The organism is Gilliamella sp. B3801 (assembly GCF_026536645.1).
GTDB lineage: Bacteria > Pseudomonadota > Gammaproteobacteria > Enterobacterales > Orbaceae > Gilliamella > Gilliamella apicola_I.
Map to the genome: position 1 here is coordinate 77,831 of NZ_JAFNNR010000009.1, position 19,751 is coordinate 97,581.

The window sequence follows — 19,751 nt, forward strand, 5'->3', positions numbered from 1 at the left end:
TTGGTATATCATTATTCAGGATTTTTATGTTGATTTTCTATAAAACTATTTAAAACTAATTCTTTTTTAAAACTATTATTTTCTATTGCGTAATACGCCATATTTGAAGTAATCTTCCATTCCTACAATATCCTCAGTATTGTAATCAGCAGGTATAGGACAGTCCAATATTTTGGTTTCAATTGATAAAGGTTTTAATTTTATTTCCTTAGTGACTTCATAAATTTTTTCAATCTCAAAAAAATCATTTTCTTTATCAAATGTCCCCAAACAAATTCCATTTTTATTATTTTCTAATCGAACATCAATAGAATATACATATTTATTAGCAACGGGGAGCACATCTCTTAAAATGTCATTTTTATCATATAAAAGAATATAATTATCTTTAAGATTACCTTTAATACATATCGGTCGAACATAATAAAACTCTGCATCAAGACCAAAAGTATCTGGTAGGTAGTAGTCTTCATTATTAAGATTAAAAAGCATGTCTAACTCTTTTGATTTAAAATAATCATTATTTCGATCATATTGTGCTTCATAGACGAATTTTGTATCTATATATTGATTTTCGTAGGCATTACAACTGAATGGTAAAAAAATTGCTAAAAATAAACTAATCAAATAGTTTTTAATTTTTATGGTAGTGCGGTTTATTTTCATTTTCATCATCTCCATCTTTGGTATTATAGGAATTTAGTCTAATTTTTGCCGATATATTTTTTATTACCACGCATTTTATGCACTGCAATCCATAGTATAAAAATCTAGAATGGTTAAATACCATTTATTATCTAATTGGGTTAGATAAAATATAAAAATATTTTTTTCATGATTCGGTATTATACCTGGAAAGTTTTCTATATAGACAACTTTAACTGTTTTAGGGGCTATTTTATTGGCAATGGATTGATATTCCTCCCAAACAGGATTTTTTTCAAATTGATAGTGTTTTAGTTCCCAATGATAATAACCAAGCGCTATTTTTAAAGCCTCAATATTTTTTTCTTTTGAATTGGCATACAGACCTAGTTTAGTGACTTTTTCACTACATGGATCAAATGGAGGATATTGTTCATATTGTATTTTAGGATTGCCAGATATTGAAAACCCTAGCAATTCATCGTCTACCCAAGACGGTATTGTATTTTCAATTATTTTATTATTCGATTTAAATTGTTCAATTCTTCTCATTGTTGGGCTGGTACTTCCATTATATACAATGAAAAGACCTATATCTTTATTAATATATTGGTTAATTTCTTTAAAATTCTTTTTATTAAAAAGGTCAATAAGTTGATAAACCGTAGCATCAAAATGTGGGATTGTTTGAGTCACTGCTGATTGATTTTCTATTTTTTGACTACATGCTATATTAGCCAAAGACAATAGAATCAGTAATAATATTCTCATTTTAAAATTGTTTCCTTTTACTATTAAATCAACCTGTTAAGACTATTTAGAACCATTTTTTCCGCTTTATCAAACTCCCAGTAATTATTTTTTAAATGGTATAAATAATAATAAGCATCCAGTTTAAACTTAAAATCATCATCAGAATAAATTTTTTTGATGTCTTTGTTTATAAGTTACGATATATCATAATTATCTAATCTTCTTTCGAGTAAATGTTTCTCTATTTCATTACTTAATAATTGTGGCTCAGTAACCTCTTTATAAAAAGCAAAAATATATCAAACCCCAAAAAGCAATATGAGGTAAAAATTGCTTCATAGGGTTTTCTCTTTGGCATTTTTATGTTTTAAAAAAAATAATATCAGTAAAACTGAAATATAAAGAATTAAAGGAATCTTATAAATCATATCAATGATATTTTGTCCTATCATTTCATTTTCATCAGAAAACAAAACATAATAACTATTGTGACTTAAATAATTAATATAATTATAATTTTCAGAAAGAGGATTCAATTTTAGCGCCAAAAAGACAGTAGGATCATCCTTGCAAATAAGAATTTGGGTAAAACATTTAATTAATAGCAATAGTATTATTAAGATCTTTAATAATTTCATATTGTCATCCATTTATAATCTTATTGAACTGATTGAATTTCGACTTTAATTCGGGGGATGTGCTTCATAAATATTAATTTTTCCCTATTCTTTTCTTCCAATAATATAATGATATTCAATATCTACCCAATTATTTTTTACAATATGTCTTTTTTCTACTTGATTAACTTTTGTACTTAGCTTATTTGCTTAATATTGTTTGAGATAATAGCGTAGCAATAGACGAAAATAACTTATTCCAAAATTGATTTGAATTTTAATGATTTCAGCCTTTTCTTCACCCACAAAAATGACAATAAACATGAAATTAGGTTTCCGATTGCCATAGAGATAAAAATGCCATTCATTCCCATTTTTTGAACATAGACTAAATATAGTCCTATAGAAAAAATAATGATCATTCTAATATAAAGGATAATTACCGCAGGTAGGGGTTTTCCTGTCGCTTGAAAGCATGATCCGATTATCCACGATATTGCCATAAAACAAAAGGTAAATGATACGATTAGCACTTGTTTTCTGGCAAGATCAATTACTTCTGGTATTGAAGTAAATATTGAAAATAACCAAGGAGAAAGTAATACATACACTGCTGCAATGATGCTACATAATATCATTATTGTCCTTAAGCTTAGATTTAAAGCTTCTTTAATCCGATCAAGTTGATTACGTCCATAATTTTGCGAAATAAAGACCGTCATTGCACCAGCAATAGCAATCATCGGAATAACTAAAATCTGATCAATTCTCCCAACCAATGTCCATGCATTCATTGCATTTTCATCAAAGGTATTGGTGATCATTTTGTTATATGCAACGATAATGATATAAGTTGAGGCTGTCATTAAAAACTGAGGCAATCCAATCCGTATGATTTCTCTGGCAATTTTTCCGTTAAAGTGAGCAAAGTTAAATGTTAACGGAATTCTTGATTTTCCCTTGTGTATAAAGCGGATTAAATAGATAAAAGCCATAAATAACGATATTGTTGTGGCTAAACCTGCACCAGCCACTTCCATATCGAGTACAAATATCAATATCGGATCAAGTATGATATTGAGCGTTACCATAATCATAAATGATATTGCAGTAACATATGTCAGGCCTTCGCCAATAAGAATACCGCCATAAACCTGTAATAATATTATGAACAGTAAACCTGGGGCTAATGAATATAAAAACTGTAGACTATAAACTGTTGCTTCTAGGCTTAATTTATCACCTGATAATAAATTAATAATTTGTGGGCCAAAAGCATAACACATAATCATAAATGGCACGGTTAGCAGTAAAGCTATGACGACACCTGTAACACCCAGATTTTGATAATGATTAAATCGTTTTTCACCGATCAATCGCCCCGTTGTAGTACTGAGTCCAACGGCTAAACCTGAGGCGATAGCTTCAAAGACAAAAAATAATGGAAATAAGAGACCGGTTCCCGCCAACGGGGCTGAAGAAGTAGGATTGATCAATGAAATAAAATAGGTATTGATTATTAAGTAAGCATAATTTAATAAATGACCAATAAGAATGGGAATCCCTATTTTTATAATTATTGGCATGATTGGACCTTCAAACATGCCTTTTTGCAATTTTTCTTGAAAATTTGACATAGATTTCTCTTTAAGTTTATTTTTTAATAAATAGTGATATTATTTTTCTCTAGCGCAAAAAAGCGTCTAATCGACATGTTATCGAGAGCAAAATATCCATTATATTTTTCACTTTATAGTACCTGCCCGAACAGCACCTATCCCAACCTAAAACGTTTTGATAGACGTTCATCGCGGTAAAACCTTCTTGCCTTTTGGTGGAATGAATCGCAGAAGGGATATTTTATTTACGACGAAAAAATTAACTGTCTGTAATTGATGGAATAATATAATCCGCCATGAGTTCCCACCTGTCGATTATCATTTTGTCGACTTTCGATACGATTGCCACTATCAGATCCTTTTCGGGAACACAATAGAGATAAGTTCCGCCTATGCCTGCCGCGAGAAAAGTGTTAATACCCTTATCTTCTCTAAGCCACCACATATAGCCAGAATCTTCCGTATGCTGTTTTAGCGATTCAGTTATCCAGTTTTCTGAAATGATCGGCTTGTCATTGCAATGGCCTTTATTCAAATACAAATATCCCAAACGAAGCATATCACGCAGAGTTAAAGACAGTCCCCAGCCTCCAGTATTGATATTTTGAGGATCTTTTATCCAACCGGTAATACTTTCACCATAGACCTCTTCTTTAGAAAAGGATTTCATCTGCTGGTCAACGATCTCTTTAACCCCTAAATGGCTGAATAATGATTTATTGGCAAATTCTCGGGTTGATAGTCCAGTACTCCGCGTAATAATCGCTGAAAGAAGGTGGGCATTAGACATATTGAATTGAAACTCCCCAAGCTGGCCTTTTTGTCCCAACATTTCAAGCATAAACATCGTCCAATTCTTTTGCCTTCTCAACCTATCTAATGGCTCACTCTTTTTCCAAGAATAGGGTGCAGTCATGGTAAGTAAGTGTTTGATTGTCAGATGTCGCTTTAACATATCACTGGCTTTGGATTCCGCTTCTGGAAAGAAATCCAGTATTGGTTGAACGACGCTTTTTATATATCCCTTATCAATGGCTATTCCCACTAAAGCGGAAGTAACGCTTTGTGTTACTGAAGTGAGATGATGAGTATTTTCAGCATGGTAACCTTTGAAATATTTTTCAAACACAATGCCGCCTTTTCGCAAAATCGCGATTCCTTTAATAATACCTAGTTGAAAATTCAAGGCGACATCCAGCTCTCTCAATTTATCTGGATTCATATCCACCGATTCTGCATCAATGGTTTCTAATTCTTTTATATTAGCCATAATCAAGTATCCACTTTTCAAATCGTAAGGTATTTTCCGATTAGTGATTTTGGATTTTTCACCAAGTCTTTAGGCGTTCCTTCGGCAATAATTTCACCACCTTTTAATCCTCCTTCAGGACCAAGTTCCACAATCCAATCACACGATTCAAGAACTTCATGATTATGATCAACAACAATCACAGAGTTTCCGCTTTTAATTAATTCATCCAACAGTTTTATCAGCTGAGCTGTATCATAAAGGCTTAAACCGGTAGTGGGTTCATCCATGATATACAAGATATTACCTTTTCGTTGCTGTCCTAATTCCTTCGCGAGTTTAAGTCTTTGGGTTTCCCCTCCGCTCATTGTTGAAGTGGGTTGCCCAAGCTTTATATATCCCATACCAATCCGTTCCATTATCTGTAACGGACGAACGATGAAATCATTATCACTAAATAGGGCTATCGCTTCCGAAATCTGCATATCAAGAATTTCTGAAATATTTTTCCCTTTATACATGACAGTTAAAGCTTCGTTGTTATATCTTTTACCTTTACATTTTTCGCATGTTGCGTACATCTTTAAACTACCTTCAGGAAAAATAGCTTTACGTCCACTACCATTACACTCTCGGCAAGCACCCTCGGAATTGAAGGAAAAGTGTCCCGCCGTTAAATTTAACCGTTTTGCTTCGGGTTGTTCTGCAAATAATCTGCGTATCTTGTCCCATATTTTGGTAAAAGTAACAGGATTCGAATTTATATTTCTTCCTATTGGTGCCTGCGATACTTCAGCAAAGCCAGAAATATTTTCTGCGCCATCAAGCCTTTCGGCTATTGTTTCGATTAATAGTGATTCATCTTCAAAATCTACTTCGTTTTCTTCTCTATTGGTATTGTTCTTATTGGCGTCTAAGCGAAAATAACTTTTTAACAGGGGCGTAAGCGTGTTCGATATCAAGGAGCTTTTTCCACTTCCGGAAACGCCCGAAACCCCAATAAGAACGCCTAATGGAAATGCGACTGAAATATCTTTTAAATTGTTGGTTTTGGCGTGTCGAATGACTAAACGAGGAAAATCAGAGTCATCGATATTTTGTTTTAACATCCTTAACGGCATTTTTGCCTTGCCGGAAAGATATTGTCCTGTCAATGATTTATCGCATTTTAACAGACCGGCATAATCACCTTCATAAATAATTTCTCCGCCTTCAATCCCCGCTTTGGGACCAATATCAATAATATGTTCAGCTATTTCTATCGTACTTCTGTCATGTTCCACAACAATAACCGTGTTGCCCAAATCTTTAAGCGCTTTTATAGATTGTAAAAGTTCAAGTTTTTCTGATTCATGTAGTCCGACTGTGGGTTCATCAAGAATATAGATAAGTGATTCAAGTTTCGACTCCAAATGCGAGTTAAGGAAGAGTCGTTGTATTTCCCCGCCACTTAGTGAGGACATTTCTCTATAAAGTGACAAATGACCTAAACGAGAAGCAATTAATGAGTTTGTTTTACCCAAAATATCGTTAAGAAGATTTTTCCCAAATTGCGTTATTTCGTTTAGTTCCAATGCCGATTCAAAAAACGTTTTAGCCTCGTCTAAAGTCATTTTGCCGACTTGACCAATATGTTTATCATTAATTAATATGTTGCGAGCTTCTTCACCAATGCGATATCCATGACATTCTGAACAGAGGGTTATTTCGTACAGACCATTTAAATATTCGCCTCTTTTGTGTTTAGCTTGCAAAATTCTTGATAAGCAGAAGCTTTGATTTGCACTGTTATTGCTGACATAATGCCCGTTTACCACTTCTTCTTTTATTTCATCCGGTATTTCTAAATAAGGCTGATCCATATAGCCTTTGAAATTCCTTTCCAAGACGCGAAGTATACCGGGGGTGACCCCGATAAAATTAAATAACTCTCGAACGGTGGGATTTTTATTTGCAATAAACTTTTCCATATTAACGTGATAATATGCGCCTCTGCCAGCGCATTTCATACACATTCCGTTAGGGTTATTATAGGAAAAATAGCCTAATTCAAGGCGCTCTTCCTCATGTCCACACTTAGCGCAGACCTTATCTTGTCCAATAGTTTCGTTGCACTCTGAACATTTAACCCGCCCTTCACTTGAATACAGTAGGGCGAGAAGGTTGAATATGTTTGTTTTTGAACCGACTGTTGATCTTGGGTTATTCTGACGTACAACGCTTTGTTTAACTGCAATTGTCGGGCCAATACCCTCTATGCTTGCAAATTTTCTCTCATTTTCAAGTCCCGGAAATATTCCTAATGATTGAAGATACCCTTTACGTCCTTCTTCAAACACAATATCAAACATCAGACTAGACTTTCCTGATCCACTTATACCAGTAGCAACGGTTAATTTGTTTTTGGGAATAGTAATATCAACATCTTTAAGATTGTGAATGCGAGCTCCTGTTATTTTTATACTTTTCATCTAATCACACCTTGTCTTTTTAATTAAGAAATTTTAACTAATTTATTTATCGTTAAGATCAAACTATTGAGGAAATATAGAGCATTATTTTTTATTAGTGAAATGAAATATCTATATTTTTTAAAATTTATTGACAAAATTGTAATTTTGTGCATAAGCTGGAATTGTACCGATATTTGGTTAACTATATTGTTTGTTTAAAAAACAGTTCAAATTTTTTTAAGAGGCCTTAATGAGGTTTTTTGTGATAATTGTTTAATTAACTAATATTAGATAGTCAGACTAGTTTAATAAGTCTATAATTTCGTCACAAATTACATTATTAAGTTGATAAGTTATGAAATTGAACATTAGGATTGTTGCTTTAATTGCAACATTTAGCTTCCCCTGTTTTGCAAATGAACATACCACTCATTGGGGATATGATGGGCAAGAAAAGCCTGAAAACTGGGGAAAGCTTTCACCGGAATATTCAACTTGTGAAAATGGCAAGAATCAATCACCAATCAATATTGAACATGCGTTTAAAACAAATCATCCTGAGCTTAGTCTTATTTTCAATTCTTCTAAGCAAGAAATGATTAATAATGGTCATACTATACAAATCAATGTATCGGGTGAAAATAGTTTAACGTTGGATGATGAAGTTTTTACATTGCAGCAATTCCACTTTCATACGCCTAGCGAAAATGAAATTAACGGTAAGCATTATCCGATGGAGGCGCATTTTGTTTATAAAAATCAAAATGGCGATTTAGCGGTAATGGCGTTAATGTTTAAAGAAGGCAAAACTAATTTAGAATTAGAAAAAGCATGGCAGCAAATGCCAACAGTGGTTAATAATAGTTTGTTATTAGATAATACCATTGATATAAAAGCGTTATTACCCAATGTATTGGACTACTACCGCTTTAGTGGTTCACTAACTACGCCACCTTGTACAGAAGGGGTAAGGTGGATTGTGTTAGAACATGAAAGTTATGCATCAAAAGCACAAATCGAAAAATTTCATTCAATTATGCAGCATGATAATAACCGACCAATTCAACCGTTAAATGGACGAATCATTGTTGATTAATTAGTTTGGCTCTGGAATCATCTTTCCAAGAGCCATTAATTATCAATAAGAAAATCTTCTAGTCTTACATTTTATAGCTTAAAGATACTTGTAAAAGTAAAGACCTTGATACCATTTGAGTATAAATCCATACTAAGCCTTCCCCATAATATTCAGCATTTTAAAGCATTGTGAATAAGTGCTTTATAGATCTATTTCATTATGGTAGGCAACGCTATTTAACCCCATGTTTTAGCTATAAACCAGTTGGTTATTTTGATTATGTTAGTTCACTGTTTGGGTGAATAATCAGCACCAAAATAATGAATACTAATTTCTGATAATTTTCCATTATTGATGATCTTTTGGATGCCTTGATTGATATCTTTGGTTAATTGTTCACCTTTCTTTCCTTTGCTGATCAATAAGTAACTATAGGGGGAAGCAATACGTTCAGCATCTTCGTTGCTTAAATCGATACTTTTGAGTTTCAAGTTATGTTCGCTGATATATTGCGACAACATGACTTTATCAATTAACTGAAAATCATATTGTCCTGTTTCAACATGCTGTAACACTGGCAGTAAGTCTGCTTCACTGTAAATGATGTTGACGGGGTTATCGGGATTTTGTTCATTGTATAACTCTAAGGCTGTAGCATAATTAAGCCCTGGTGAAACTTCAGTCGATTTGCCTTTTAAATCACTAAAACGGTTAATATTGTCATTATTTTCAGCTACTGCTATCACATATTGGTTCATGAAAATTGGCGAAGAATAAAAATATTTTTCTTTGCGTTTTTCATTCATCGCATAATTATTGGCTCCGACTTGATAACGTTGAGAGTCAAGTCCTGCTAAAACCGAAGGAAACTCGGTAACTTCAAAATTGATTTCATATTGTGGTAATTGGGCAAATACCGCTTTGACCACCTCAATATCGTAGCCAATTAATTCTCCTTTATCATTTACCGTCGTAAAAGGGCTGGGTGCGCCAGAGGTAGCAATAGTAATTTTTTCCTTTTGGGGTGTAGGTGAGTTTTCTTTTGCGTTATCACAGCCAGATAATAAAACAGTTAAAGTTAGTACGCTTAAAGCTGAAATAAAATAATTTGTGGGGATATTCATAATGCTACTCTCCTTTTTTTACGGAATAAAGCTAAAACAGTTTTAGATAAAACCCATATTTTTCATTTCTGTTCGATGATCGACCTGATAACGAGCCATTCCCGTTTTCATTAAATCGAATCCCAAATTTTTATAAAATTCGATGGTTTGGGGATGAGTATAAAGAATGATATTGCAGTGTTTGACCTGTTCTACCAGTTTTTCCACAATTAACCGTCCAAATTGCTGACCATGTAAATGGTTTGCCAGCGCAATGTTATAAATGGCTGCCTGACAAATACCATCTGATAATGTGCGTCCCACACCCACTACTCGTTTTTTTTCCAGTAAAAAAACGACGCCATAACTCTGTTTAAAGACTTGTTCTTGGGTTTTGGCATCAAGCGAACTGAGTCCATAAAAGGCAAGTAAGTCAGCGACATCTTGCCAGTTAATATTTTGACAATGTTGTTGTAAAACAATACTCATTACGACCTCTTTTATTCATTAGATTTCATACTCCATTTGCATGGTATTGTAATAGCGCGTTAAAAAATCACGAGTTCTTTGCTGAGTTGGATTGGTAAACACTTGTTTTGGTGTGCCGTCTTCTATTATTTGCCCTTTATCCAAGAAAAAGACTCGGGTTGCGATTTCGTGTACAAAACTCATTTCGTGAGAGACAAGGAGCATCGTTATACCTGACTTTGCTGCTAATTTTATCGTAGCTAACACTTCTCCGACTAATTCAGGATCTAAGGCGGAAGTGGGTTCATCAAGTAATAATACTTTAGGATCCATGGCTAACGCTCTGGCGATGGCTACTCGTTGTTGTTGTCCACCCGATAGCTGTTTAGGGTAATGATAGATTCGTTCACCCAGTCCAACTTCAACTAATTTGTCATAAGCTATTTGTTGTGCTTTATTTTTCGGATATTTTTTTACAACAACTAATCCTTCCATTACATTTTCTAGTGCATTTTTTTGTTGAAATAAATTAAATTGTTGGAACACCATTGCAGTTTGTTGGCGAAACCTGACTAATTGCGATCGCTTTACACGGCTGACATCCAACTTAATATCATCAATGGTAATTTTACCGAATTGCGGTCTTTCTAATAAATTTAAGCATCGTAGCAATGTTGATTTGCCTGCTCCTGACGCACCGATAATTGCCACAATATCATGAGGTTTAATGTGAAAATTAAGATTATTGAGTATTGAATTATCTTGAAAAGATAAAGTTAAATTTTGCACATTTATCATAATAGCTTCCCTCGGCGATAACTTGGCGTATTCACCGTGTCAGATATCGTAAGGCGCTTTTCCAAATATCTTACGATTAATTCAATAATAATGGTTAATGCCCAGTAGATGAGTGCCAATGAAATATAGACTTCAAAATAGCGATAACTATGTCCCGCTAAGGTTTTACCTCTGCCCGTCATTTCAGTTACAGAACAAACGAAGGCGAGGGAGGTGCCCTTAAGTAAGCCTATTAGTGCGTTACCAAGATTGGGTAGGGCGACAATAAAGGCTTCCGGAATGATGATTCGACGTAATAACTGGCTATAGGTCATCCCAAGGGACTGTGCTGCTTCAATTTGTCCTTTATTTACCGATTGTAATGCGGCACGTATTGTTTCTGAATTATATGCCGCTTCATTAAAGGAAAACGCAATCAAAACAAACAGCATTGGCGGAACACTGTTAACATTAAAATCGGTATGATAATAATAATTGATATAACGTAATATAATAGGAATACCATAGAAGCTTAAATAGAGTTGCACTAGCAATGGCGTGCCTCTAATAAATGAAACAAATATCATCGCTATCTGGGAAAGAACAGGTATCTTGTTCATTTTAATAATAGCGATGATAAGTCCTAACATTACTCCTAGTAACATTGAAAAAAGAGTAATAAACAATGTGACCGGCAAATAAGCAAGTAATGTCGGAATTTGGCTGAAAATTAATCCAATATCTACTATATTTGGCATTCGTATTATCCCAATAATTAGTGATTTGTACTAAAACGTTTATCTCGATTATGGGGAGCATGCCAATTGCTAACATCAGGGCCTAAAGGCAAAATATCATAAGGATTATGCGCATTATTACTCAAAAAATAGCCCTTTTTTATCGCTTCAAAATCGGTGGTTTCACCAAAAGCCGGGATTTGATACAGATCTCTGGCATAAGCCCATAAATTAGGGTAATCAATAATTCGATTACGGTTAGTTTTGAATGCAGAATAATAGGCAACATCAAAGCGCGCTAATGTAACATACAGACGAATATCGGAATCAGTAATATTATCACCAAATAGATAGCGTGATTTGTCTAAACGTTGCTCCAGTTTATCTAATTGATTGAATACAAGATGATAAGCTTCTTCGTAAGCTTTTTGTGAGCGTGCAAACCCTGCCTTATAAACGCCATTATTCACTTCATGAAAAATCACATGGTTAAGTTCATCAATTTCCTTACGTAAATGTTGAGGATACAGATCGGGCGCACCTGATTTATGAAAGGGTTTAAAAACGGTTTCCCAGTAGTAAGTTAAATTAAAATAGTCATTGTTAACCACTTTGCCGGTTTTCACATCCACTATGGTTGGTACGGTTGCTCGACCATGGTAAGTGGGATCTGTCGAGGCATAAATTTCAGGTAAGTAGCGAATACCGAGCACCGGATCGACGCCTTTAGGATCCAGCGAAAACTCCCAACCATGGCTGGTACGGACGGGTGATACTTTACCAACACTGATCACATGCTCTAACCCCAATAACTTAATCGCTATCATCTGGCGGTGTGCCCAAGGACAAATTGCCGCCCAAATTAAACGATAACGACCCGATTCAACCGGCAGCATGCCTGGCTCGTTGCCGAAGGGAGTATCAAATCGATTAGATTGACGAACAAAAGCGCCATCTTGGTTAATTTCATTATTTTCGGTAGTGACTACCTTTCCTATCGCTATAGACATATGCTTACTCCTCTTATTTGATACGGCAGAATCAATCCTGTTTCAGGATTGGATAAATTCAATCTAGCATCAAATATTTAGAGGATAAAATAATAAATAAGCATATTTATATAATTATCAATTATATGGATAGCTGGTTTTAGTGGTACTTAACTCGTGTTTGGTAATTGGAACTATTTACCTAATCGTTTATATAGTCTTTCAGGACGCCCGATTTTTCCATGGTTAAGTTCAACGGTTAATAATTTTGTTTGAACACAGTGTTCTAAATATCGTCTGGCGGTCGTTTTACTGATTTGGGCATTTTCGACTATATCATCTACCGTTAACGGTTTGTCTGTTTTCATAAATAGATCTTTAACTTTTTGTAGAGTGATTTCCTCGATACCTTTTGAATGACGATTAATGCCGACAAAATCTTTCGTTTGCAAATTAAAAAGTTCATCAATTCTTCGTTGATTGACATGCTTTTGTAGGCTTTGCCGATATAAGAACAGCTCAAAGCGCTCTAACGAATGTTTTAAACGTTGATAGGACAGTGGTTTTATTAAATAATCAAATGCACCCAAGCGTATTGCTTTGCTACACGTATCCATATCACTGGCTGCAGTAATGAAGATAACATAACAATCTAGATGATTATTAATGATATATTCAAAAAGATCGATACCTTTTCCATCTGGTAAATAGTTGTCTAATAAAATTAAAGTTGGTTTTAATTTATCGATCATTATTTTTGCTTCAGCTAAATTGGAGGCAATACCGATAACGTTTACTTTGGTATCACGTTGAATAAAATCAGCATTTAGCTCAGCTAAAATTGGCTCATCTTCAACTATAAGTGCTTTAATTATATCATCTTTTGATTGATTCATACTTTCTTATCCCTCATGTTATTTGGGTATGAAAACGGAAAAAATTGCACCGTAAGGTTCATTATCTTCAAATGTAATATAGCCATTAGCTTTTTTAATGTAAGTCAAAACGAGATGCAAACCAATCCCATGTTCTTTAGTATCTTGTGATGTGACGCCGGGTTTAAAAATTGAATCACGAATTTTCTCATCTATACCACAACCTTGATCACTAATTTCTAAAACAATTTCATCGGTTGCATCACTAAGATATAAATAGATTGTTTTATTGCCACGATCGTTTTTCAAACTAGCATTGAATGCGTTATCAAGTAAATTACCTAAAATAGACATAAATTCTGTTTCGGTAATTGAATCGGGTAATGCATTTAGCTGGCATGCAGGATCGAACATCAGTTTTAAACCAATTTCATGTGATTTAGAATATTTACCTATTAACAGACCACATACAGCAGGTACTTTAAAATGTTCAGTTATAAAATCTAAGCTAGCTTGATTATCGGCAGAGTGCAACGCAATAAAAGATTCTGCTTCTTGGTAACGCTTCATATAAATTAAGCCAGATAGTGTTGCCATCCAATTAAGATGCTCGTGTCTTAATGTGCGCAAATTATCCACATATTGATTTACCTGAGTTAATTGCATGCTTAATAAGTTAATATCATTGTAATTACGGAACGTAATAACCCAACCTTTAATCTTATTATCAACCATAATTCGAATTCGATTAGCAATGACAATAATATTATTAAAATAACAAATATGATCATGTATATCTTGGATCTTGTTATCATTTCCACATATAAATTCTGTTGATTCAATAAAATCCCATAAGGTATGATGAATCAATTCATTATCTTTGACTTTAATTTTTAACATCGATCTTGCTGATTGATTGATATTCATAATTTTGTAATCAAGATCAATGGCAATGACACCCTCAAAAATGGATTCCATAATTGATTTTTGACTTTTTACCAGTAATGCAATATCTTTTGGCTCCAAATTAAACATCTGTCTTTTGATTGCCTTAGAAAAACAAAAAGAAAAGATAAACAATGCTAAAAATAGTAATGAACAAAAAAAGATAAAAGGGATGACTTGTTTGATATGTAGTGCATAAATATCATCAATCATATAACCAATTGAAACAATGCCAACAATTTTACCTTGATCAATTATTGGTGCTTTGCCTCTTAATGCTAACCCAAGTGAACCTTTACTAATGGTAACACTGCTATTGCCATTGAGTACTTGCTGATTATCGTCACCAATCATGGGTGAAAATAGGGCATTATTGGCAGTATGAAAAAGGCGATGGGCATTTTCATCACCAATAACAATATAACTTGCGTCACTTTGTTGAAAAATATCAATTACTAATTCAGCTATTTTATTAGTATCTTTTTCTCTAACATATTTTATTAAACTGGGTATTACTGCTAATTCTCTTGCTTGAATTTGCGCTTTTTCACCTAAACTTCGGTATAAATTTGTTTCTGTCGCATTCCAAATATAACTTTGTAATAGAGCTAAAATAATCAATGAAAAGATCAAAAGAGATAAAAATAATTTCGTAGTAAATGATAATTGTACTTTCTTTCGCATTTTTACATTTACTTTTCAAATTAAAGTAGAGGTGAGTGTAACACAGCATAAAAAAACTTTGAGCCATTAAAACCATAAAAACCACAGTTAAAATATGATTTATATCACAAAAATGAGATTCATATTTTGTCACTATACGCGCCAATTAATTCGAACAAATCAAATCATTTTGGAGAAAAAATACATATGGTGGATTTCAATTCAATTGGAAAAACGCATAATCAAAAAGAATCAACGAGTAAGCCCGTTGAGCAAAATTTAAAAGGGTGGCCTTATAATTGGTGGCGACTCATGGACAATTATAAAATTGGTGTAATTCCACTTCCATTATTTATTATTGCTGGTATTCTTATTTTCACCGAAGTGTTAGTAACAGGTAAGTTACCGAGTGAAATCGTTGTTATGGTTGTCACTTGTGCATTTTTTGGCTTTTTGTGTGGTGAAATTGGTAAACGTTTACCGATCGTTGGTAAAATGGGTGCAGCAGCAATCTGTGCAACCTTCATTCCATCTGCTTTAGTTTATTATGGAATTCTTCCTACGCCAGTTGTTGAAGCAACAACTAAGTTCTATAAAGATACGCATATTCTTTATTTATACATTTGTTGTATCATCGTTGGTAGTATTATGAACATGGATAAGAAAACACTTATTCAAGGTTTCTTAAAAATCTTTGGACCGATGGTATGTGGTGAGATTGTCGGGATGCTTGTTGGTGTCGGTGTCGGTTATCTACTAGGTTTAACACCGTTTGAAACATTCTTCTTCTTGGTATTACCTATCATGGCTGGTGGTGTTGGTGAAGGTGCAATTCCACTTTCAATTGGCTATGCTGCAATTTTAGGTATGGAACAAGGTGAAGCCCTAGGTCGTGTATTACCGATCGTTATGTTAGGTGGATTAACGGGTATTATTTGTGGTGGTGTCCTTAACCGTATTGGTAAAGCTTATCCACATTTAACAGGTAATGGACGATTATTACCAGCGTCAGAAGAAGACGAAATTACAGATAAAAAAGCAGCTAAAGCAGATTCTGTTATCGATGTGACAACATTTGCTTCAGGTGTATTATTAGCCGCTATCCTTTATATGGTTGGTATGATTGGTCATAAAGTGACAGGTATTCCAGCGCCAGTAGGAATGTTATTTGCAGCTGTATTTGTTAAATTAATATCAGGTGTTTCACCAAAAGTATTGAGTGGTTCACAAGTCGTTTACAAATTCTTCCAAACGTCTGTCACTTATCCAATTTTATTTGCGGTAGGTGTGGCAATCACTCCATGGGATAAAATTGTTTCTGCATTTACGTTAACTAACTTAGCAGTTATTGTTTGTACCGTGGTTAGCTTAGTAACAACAGGCTTCTTTGTAGCGAAAAAATTAGGTATGTATCCAGTAGATGCGGCTGTTATTTCATGTTGTCAAAGTGGTCAAGGCGGAACAGGTGACGTTGCAATATTAACCGCAGCGGAACGAATGGAGTTAATGCCATTTGCACAAATTGCAACCCGTATTGGTGGTGCGATTAATGTATCGGTATCGTTACTTATTCTCGGCAATTTCTTAGTATAGTTAAATTTTTTTAACAACAACCTTAGCCTAGACTAGGGTTGTTTGTTTTTATTTTATAGTAATAATTAATACAAACAGCTTTTAAGGAGTACTCATGAAGCTTGTCAGTTATCTTGTCTCTGGTAGAGCAAGTTTTGGTCTTCTCACTAATCATGGTATTGTTGATTTAAAACAAAAATTTGGTGATAAATATGCTGATTTGAAATCATTACTTGCTGATGAAGAAGGCTTGTCGCTAGCGAAAACCTATGTTAATGCTCCAAGTGACATTAATGAGCAAGATATCACTTATTTACCGGTTATACCGAATCCAAATAAAATTTTATGTGTTGGCATGAATTATGCTGAAAAAAGAGCAGAATTTAATGAAACCAGTTCGGCACCAACATTATTTGTTCGTTTCCCTGATTCACAAACAGGGCATAAAACAAATATTCTCAAACCAGCTATTACGAATGAACTAGATTATGAAGGTGAACTTGCCATTATCATTGGTAAAGGTGGTTTTCGTATTAAGCAAGAAGATGCATTATCACATGTAGCAGGTTACAGCTGTTATATGGATGGTTCAATCCGCGATTGGCAATATACTTGGTTTACGGCAGGTAAAAACTGGCCAAGTACAGGTGCATTTGGTCCTTGTTTATCCACGACTGATGAGATTCCTGATCCTACCGTATTATCTTTAACGACCTATTTAAACGGTCAGGAAATGCAACACGATTATGTCAAAAACTTAGTTCATACTGTGCCTGAACTTATTTCTTATATCAGTACTTTTACCCGTTTATCTCCTGGCGATGTTATTCTTACTGGTTCACCGGGTGGTGTAGGTAAAAAACGCAATCCTCCAGTATTTATGAAAGATGGTGACAAAATTGAAGTTGAAATCTCTGGAATTGGTCGTTTAACGAACTATGTGGTAGCAGAAAAATAGGTGATATTATGTATAGTTTAGTCGATTTTTCAGTGGTAGATATCTCAAAATCATTAACTGAACGAGAACAAATTATTCGTTTGTTAACGCTATCGGATCTAAACTTAGACCCTCAAGTCCATATATTTATCGTTGCTTACATGGACGGTAAAATGGTGGCTTGTGCAGGCATTGATGACAATATTATTAAATGTGTTGCGATTGACCCGGATTATCGTGGAAATCAGCTTAATTTGACTTTGTTGGATAATGTTATCAAATATGCTAATGAGCAGGGGCATTTTCATCTCTTTTTATATACTAAACCTGAAAATATCGACTTTTTCAAAGGGTGTGGATTTTATCCTATCGTCGAGGTAAATAATCTTGTCGTATTAATGGAAAATACCCCCGTTGGAATTAAGCAATACTGTAAATATTTAAGTGAACACCGTAAAGAAGGGAACAAGATTGGCAGTGTAGTGATGAATGCTAATCCATTTACAAAAGGTCACCAACATCTTTTACAGTATGCTGCCAGTCAATGTGATTGGCTTCATGTTTTTGTCGTCAATGAAAATGTTTCACTATTCCCATTTGATGTACGTTTACAACTGGTGAAAGAGGGATCGAAACACTTAAAAAATGTCACGGTACATGCCAGTTCCGCCTATATTATATCTAGAGCAACATTTCCTACTTATTTTTTAAAGGATAATGATAAAATTGATTACGCTTACATGGGGATCGATTTATTAATTTTCCGTAATTATATTGCCCCAGCACTGAATATTACCTATCGTTTTGTTGGAACCGAGCCCTACAGTCAAATAACTAATGCTTATAACACTTCAATGCGTTATTGGTTACAGGATAAAGACGTTAGTCCTTTCCCGGTTGTGACGTTAGTTGAAATTCAACGTATTCTTGAAGGGGAAGATATCATATCCGCTTCGTTGGTTAGAAAATTACTGGCTGATGAGCAATATGAAGAGGTAAAACGATTAGTTCCTGAAACAACATGGAACTATCTAGAGGCTAATTTAGATTCAGTCAAAAATTTAATTCGTTCAAAAGGTAACTAAATGAAAATCAAGAAAGAAGCCATGGCTGGCACTCTCGAATCAAGCGATTTGTTAGTGAAAGTCACTCCTAATACAGGAATTGAAATTGTTATTAATAGTGATGTTAATAAGCAATTTGGCGATCAAATACGCGCCGTTGTTGAGCAAACCTTAACAAGTCTTAATGTGACTGACGGTTTAATTATTATTGATGATAAAGGCGCTTTAGATTGTGCGATTAAAGCTCGAGTACAATGTGCAGTATTGCGTGGCGCAGAAGAAGAGAACTTAGATTGGAGTAAATTACTATGAAAAAATTGCGTCGAAGTATGTTATTTCTGCCGGGTGCGAATGCAGCGATGTTATCCACTTCGTTTGTCTATAAGCCTGATTCAATCATGTTCGATCTTGAAGATGCAGTATCATTAAAAGAAAAAGATTCTGCTCGTTTATTGGTTGCACAAACATTACGTCTTCCGGTTTATAAAGAACATGGAATTGAAACTGTTGTTCGAATCAATGCGCTCAATACTCCATTTGGATTAAAAGATCTTGAAGCTGTTGTGAGAGCAGGTGTTGACGTTGTACGTCTACCGATGACAAATAGTGCTGAAGATATCCATGAACTTGAAGCTCATGTTGAACGAATTGAAAAAGAGTGTGGTCGTGAGGTTGGTAGTACTAAATTAATGGCAGCTATTGAATCTGCGTTAGGTGTAGTAAATGCTGTTTCAATCGCAAAATCTTCACCACGTTTAATTGGTATAGCGTTAGCTGCGTTCGATTATTTAGTTGATATGCAAACTGAGCGTGGAGACGGTACCGAACTATTTTATGCACGTTGTGCTGTTTTACATGCAGCGCGAGTGGCGGGTATTGATGCATTTGACGTGGTTTATTCTAACGTTAATGATGATGAAGGCTTCTTGAAAGAAGTTAGCTTAATCAAAAAATTAGGTTATAACGGTAAATCACTGATTAATCCAAGACAAATTGAATTACTACATAATGCTTATGCGCCAACAGCTGCAGAAGTTGAAAACGCACAAAAAGTGGTTGAAGCTGCTGAAGAAGGTGAAAGAAAAGGGCTTGGTGTGGTTTCATTAAATGGCAAAATGATTGATGCACCGATTATTGCACGTGCTCAAAAAATTATTGAGCTAGCCAAATATTCTGGTGTACGTAAAGAAATTTGATAGGATTAAAA

At 34.4% G+C, this 19,751-nt stretch carries 18 protein-coding genes and 1 pseudogene; 6 read left to right on the forward strand and 13 right to left on the reverse strand.

All coding sequences use genetic code 11. The features are described 5' to 3' along the window. Positions 1-75: 75 nt before the first annotated feature. The 6 genes from J3U14_RS09050 to J3U14_RS09075 all read right to left on the reverse strand — a co-directional run bounded on the left by J3U14_RS09050 (position 76) and on the right by J3U14_RS09075 (position 7,354). A complete protein-coding gene (locus J3U14_RS09050; RefSeq protein WP_267351973.1) occupies positions 76-666 on the reverse strand; it encodes a hypothetical protein in 591 nt (196 codons plus the stop codon). A gap of 75 nt (positions 667-741) precedes the next feature. After that, the gene (locus J3U14_RS09055; protein WP_267351971.1) at positions 742-1,416 is read right to left on the reverse strand and encodes a hypothetical protein; all 675 of its coding nucleotides are present in this window, start codon (positions 1,414-1,416) and stop codon (positions 742-744) included. Between the two features lie 317 nt (positions 1,417-1,733). Next, positions 1,734-2,036 carry a hypothetical protein gene (locus J3U14_RS09060; RefSeq protein ID WP_267351969.1) on the reverse strand — a complete coding sequence of 101 codons (303 nt, stop codon included), beginning with the start codon at positions 2,034-2,036 and terminating at the stop codon, positions 1,734-1,736. 233 nt (positions 2,037-2,269) lie between these two features. Next, positions 2,270-3,652, reverse strand: a complete 1,383-nt coding sequence (locus J3U14_RS09065) for an MATE family efflux transporter (RefSeq protein WP_267351968.1) — start codon at positions 3,650-3,652, stop codon at positions 2,270-2,272. Between the two features lie 241 nt (positions 3,653-3,893). Then, complete coding sequence (locus J3U14_RS09070; RefSeq protein WP_267369634.1) at positions 3,894-4,781, reverse strand: serine hydrolase domain-containing protein; 888 nt, start codon at positions 4,779-4,781, stop codon at positions 3,894-3,896. 140 nt (positions 4,782-4,921) lie between these two features. Next, positions 4,922-7,354: an excinuclease ABC subunit UvrA gene (locus tag J3U14_RS09075; protein ID WP_267351965.1), complete on the reverse strand. Its 2,433-nt coding sequence runs from the start codon at positions 7,352-7,354 to the stop codon at positions 4,922-4,924. A gap of 337 nt (positions 7,355-7,691) precedes the next feature. On the opposite strand from J3U14_RS09075, the gene J3U14_RS09080 reads away from it, so the two are divergent. Further along, positions 7,692-8,432, forward strand: coding sequence for a carbonic anhydrase (locus J3U14_RS09080; protein ID WP_267351963.1), 741 nt, complete (start codon positions 7,692-7,694; stop codon positions 8,430-8,432). A gap of 269 nt (positions 8,433-8,701) precedes the next feature. Here J3U14_RS09080 and J3U14_RS09085 read toward each other — a convergent pair whose 3' ends face one another. The 7 genes from J3U14_RS09085 to J3U14_RS09115 form a co-directional block, all read right to left on the reverse strand. Then, positions 8,702-9,538 (reverse strand): transporter substrate-binding domain-containing protein, encoded by an 837-nt coding sequence (locus tag J3U14_RS09085; RefSeq protein WP_267351962.1) that lies wholly within the window; start codon positions 9,536-9,538, stop codon positions 8,702-8,704. A 42-nt stretch (positions 9,539-9,580) separates the two neighbouring features. Continuing rightward, positions 9,581-10,006 (reverse strand): GNAT family N-acetyltransferase, encoded by a 426-nt coding sequence (locus tag J3U14_RS09090; RefSeq protein ID WP_267351960.1) that lies wholly within the window; start codon positions 10,004-10,006, stop codon positions 9,581-9,583. An 18-nt stretch (positions 10,007-10,024) separates the two neighbouring features. Next, positions 10,025-10,783: an amino acid ABC transporter ATP-binding protein gene (locus J3U14_RS09095; protein ID WP_267351958.1), complete on the reverse strand. Its 759-nt coding sequence runs from the start codon at positions 10,781-10,783 to the stop codon at positions 10,025-10,027. Further along, positions 10,780-11,520, reverse strand: a complete 741-nt coding sequence (locus J3U14_RS09100) for an amino acid ABC transporter permease (protein ID WP_267351956.1) — start codon at positions 11,518-11,520, stop codon at positions 10,780-10,782. The genes J3U14_RS09095 and J3U14_RS09100 overlap by 4 nt, the downstream gene beginning before the upstream one ends. A gap of 17 nt (positions 11,521-11,537) precedes the next feature. Then, complete coding sequence (locus tag J3U14_RS09105) at positions 11,538-12,509, reverse strand: glutathione S-transferase family protein (RefSeq protein ID WP_267351954.1); 972 nt, start codon at positions 12,507-12,509, stop codon at positions 11,538-11,540. Positions 12,510-12,682: 173 nt separating this feature from the next. Next, positions 12,683-13,384, reverse strand: a complete 702-nt coding sequence (locus J3U14_RS09110) for a response regulator (protein ID WP_065559672.1) — start codon at positions 13,382-13,384, stop codon at positions 12,683-12,685. A gap of 18 nt (positions 13,385-13,402) precedes the next feature. Next, a complete protein-coding gene (locus J3U14_RS09115; RefSeq protein ID WP_267351953.1) occupies positions 13,403-14,992 on the reverse strand; it encodes an ATP-binding protein in 1,590 nt (529 codons plus the stop codon). 279 nt (positions 14,993-15,271) lie between these two features. Here J3U14_RS09115 and J3U14_RS09120 point away from each other — a divergent pair. The 5 genes and pseudogenes from J3U14_RS09120 to citE form a co-directional block, all read left to right on the forward strand. After that, a pseudogene (locus tag J3U14_RS09120) lies at positions 15,272-16,564 on the forward strand (2-hydroxycarboxylate transporter family protein); the annotation flags it as partial. A gap of 94 nt (positions 16,565-16,658) precedes the next feature. Next, positions 16,659-17,501, forward strand: a complete 843-nt coding sequence (locus J3U14_RS09125) for a fumarylacetoacetate hydrolase family protein (RefSeq protein ID WP_267351949.1) — start codon at positions 16,659-16,661, stop codon at positions 17,499-17,501. Between the two features lie 8 nt (positions 17,502-17,509). Further along, entirely contained in the window at positions 17,510-18,565 is a 1,056-nt protein-coding gene (citC, locus tag J3U14_RS09130; protein ID WP_220215745.1) for a [citrate (pro-3S)-lyase] ligase, read from the forward strand. Further along, positions 18,566-18,856: a citrate lyase acyl carrier protein gene (gene citD, locus J3U14_RS09135; protein WP_065559668.1), complete on the forward strand. Its 291-nt coding sequence runs from the start codon at positions 18,566-18,568 to the stop codon at positions 18,854-18,856. It abuts the gene before it with no gap. After that, positions 18,853-19,740: a citrate (pro-3S)-lyase subunit beta gene (gene citE, locus J3U14_RS09140; RefSeq protein ID WP_065559667.1), complete on the forward strand. Its 888-nt coding sequence runs from the start codon at positions 18,853-18,855 to the stop codon at positions 19,738-19,740. Before citD ends, citE begins: the two co-directional genes overlap by 4 nt. The last annotated feature ends 11 nt before the right edge of the window (positions 19,741-19,751 follow it).

What these genes read in the sequence shown, in the direction of transcription:
- J3U14_RS09050 (WP_267351973.1), bottom strand. Translation starts at nt 666, where the DNA reads ATGAAAATAAACCGCACTACCATAAAAATTAAAAACTATTTGATTAGT.
- J3U14_RS09055 (WP_267351971.1), bottom strand. Translation starts at nt 1,416, where the DNA reads ATGAGAATATTATTACTGATTCTATTGTCTTTGGCTAATATAGCATGT.
- J3U14_RS09060 (WP_267351969.1), bottom strand. Translation starts at nt 2,036, where the DNA reads ATGAAATTATTAAAGATCTTAATAATACTATTGCTATTAATTAAATGT.
- J3U14_RS09065 (WP_267351968.1), bottom strand. Translation starts at nt 3,652, where the DNA reads ATGTCAAATTTTCAAGAAAAATTGCAAAAAGGCATGTTTGAAGGTCCA.
- J3U14_RS09075 (WP_267351965.1), bottom strand. Translation starts at nt 7,354, where the DNA reads ATGAAAAGTATAAAAATAACAGGAGCTCGCATTCACAATCTTAAAGAT.
- J3U14_RS09080 (WP_267351963.1), top strand. Translation starts at nt 7,692, where the DNA reads ATGAAATTGAACATTAGGATTGTTGCTTTAATTGCAACATTTAGCTTC.
- J3U14_RS09085 (WP_267351962.1), bottom strand. Translation starts at nt 9,538, where the DNA reads ATGAATATCCCCACAAATTATTTTATTTCAGCTTTAAGCGTACTAACT.
- J3U14_RS09090 (WP_267351960.1), bottom strand. Translation starts at nt 10,006, where the DNA reads ATGAGTATTGTTTTACAACAACATTGTCAAAATATTAACTGGCAAGAT.
- J3U14_RS09095 (WP_267351958.1), bottom strand. Translation starts at nt 10,783, where the DNA reads ATGATAAATGTGCAAAATTTAACTTTATCTTTTCAAGATAATTCAATA.
- J3U14_RS09100 (WP_267351956.1), bottom strand. Translation starts at nt 11,520, where the DNA reads ATGCCAAATATAGTAGATATTGGATTAATTTTCAGCCAAATTCCGACA.
- J3U14_RS09105 (WP_267351954.1), bottom strand. Translation starts at nt 12,509, where the DNA reads ATGTCTATAGCGATAGGAAAGGTAGTCACTACCGAAAATAATGAAATT.
- J3U14_RS09110 (WP_065559672.1), bottom strand. Translation starts at nt 13,384, where the DNA reads ATGAATCAATCAAAAGATGATATAATTAAAGCACTTATAGTTGAAGAT.
- J3U14_RS09115 (WP_267351953.1), bottom strand. Translation starts at nt 14,992, where the DNA reads ATGCGAAAGAAAGTACAATTATCATTTACTACGAAATTATTTTTATCT.
- J3U14_RS09125 (WP_267351949.1), top strand. Translation starts at nt 16,659, where the DNA reads ATGAAGCTTGTCAGTTATCTTGTCTCTGGTAGAGCAAGTTTTGGTCTT.
- citC (WP_220215745.1), top strand. Translation starts at nt 17,510, where the DNA reads ATGTATAGTTTAGTCGATTTTTCAGTGGTAGATATCTCAAAATCATTA.
- citD (WP_065559668.1), top strand. Translation starts at nt 18,566, where the DNA reads ATGAAAATCAAGAAAGAAGCCATGGCTGGCACTCTCGAATCAAGCGAT.
- citE (WP_065559667.1), top strand. Translation starts at nt 18,853, where the DNA reads ATGAAAAAATTGCGTCGAAGTATGTTATTTCTGCCGGGTGCGAATGCA.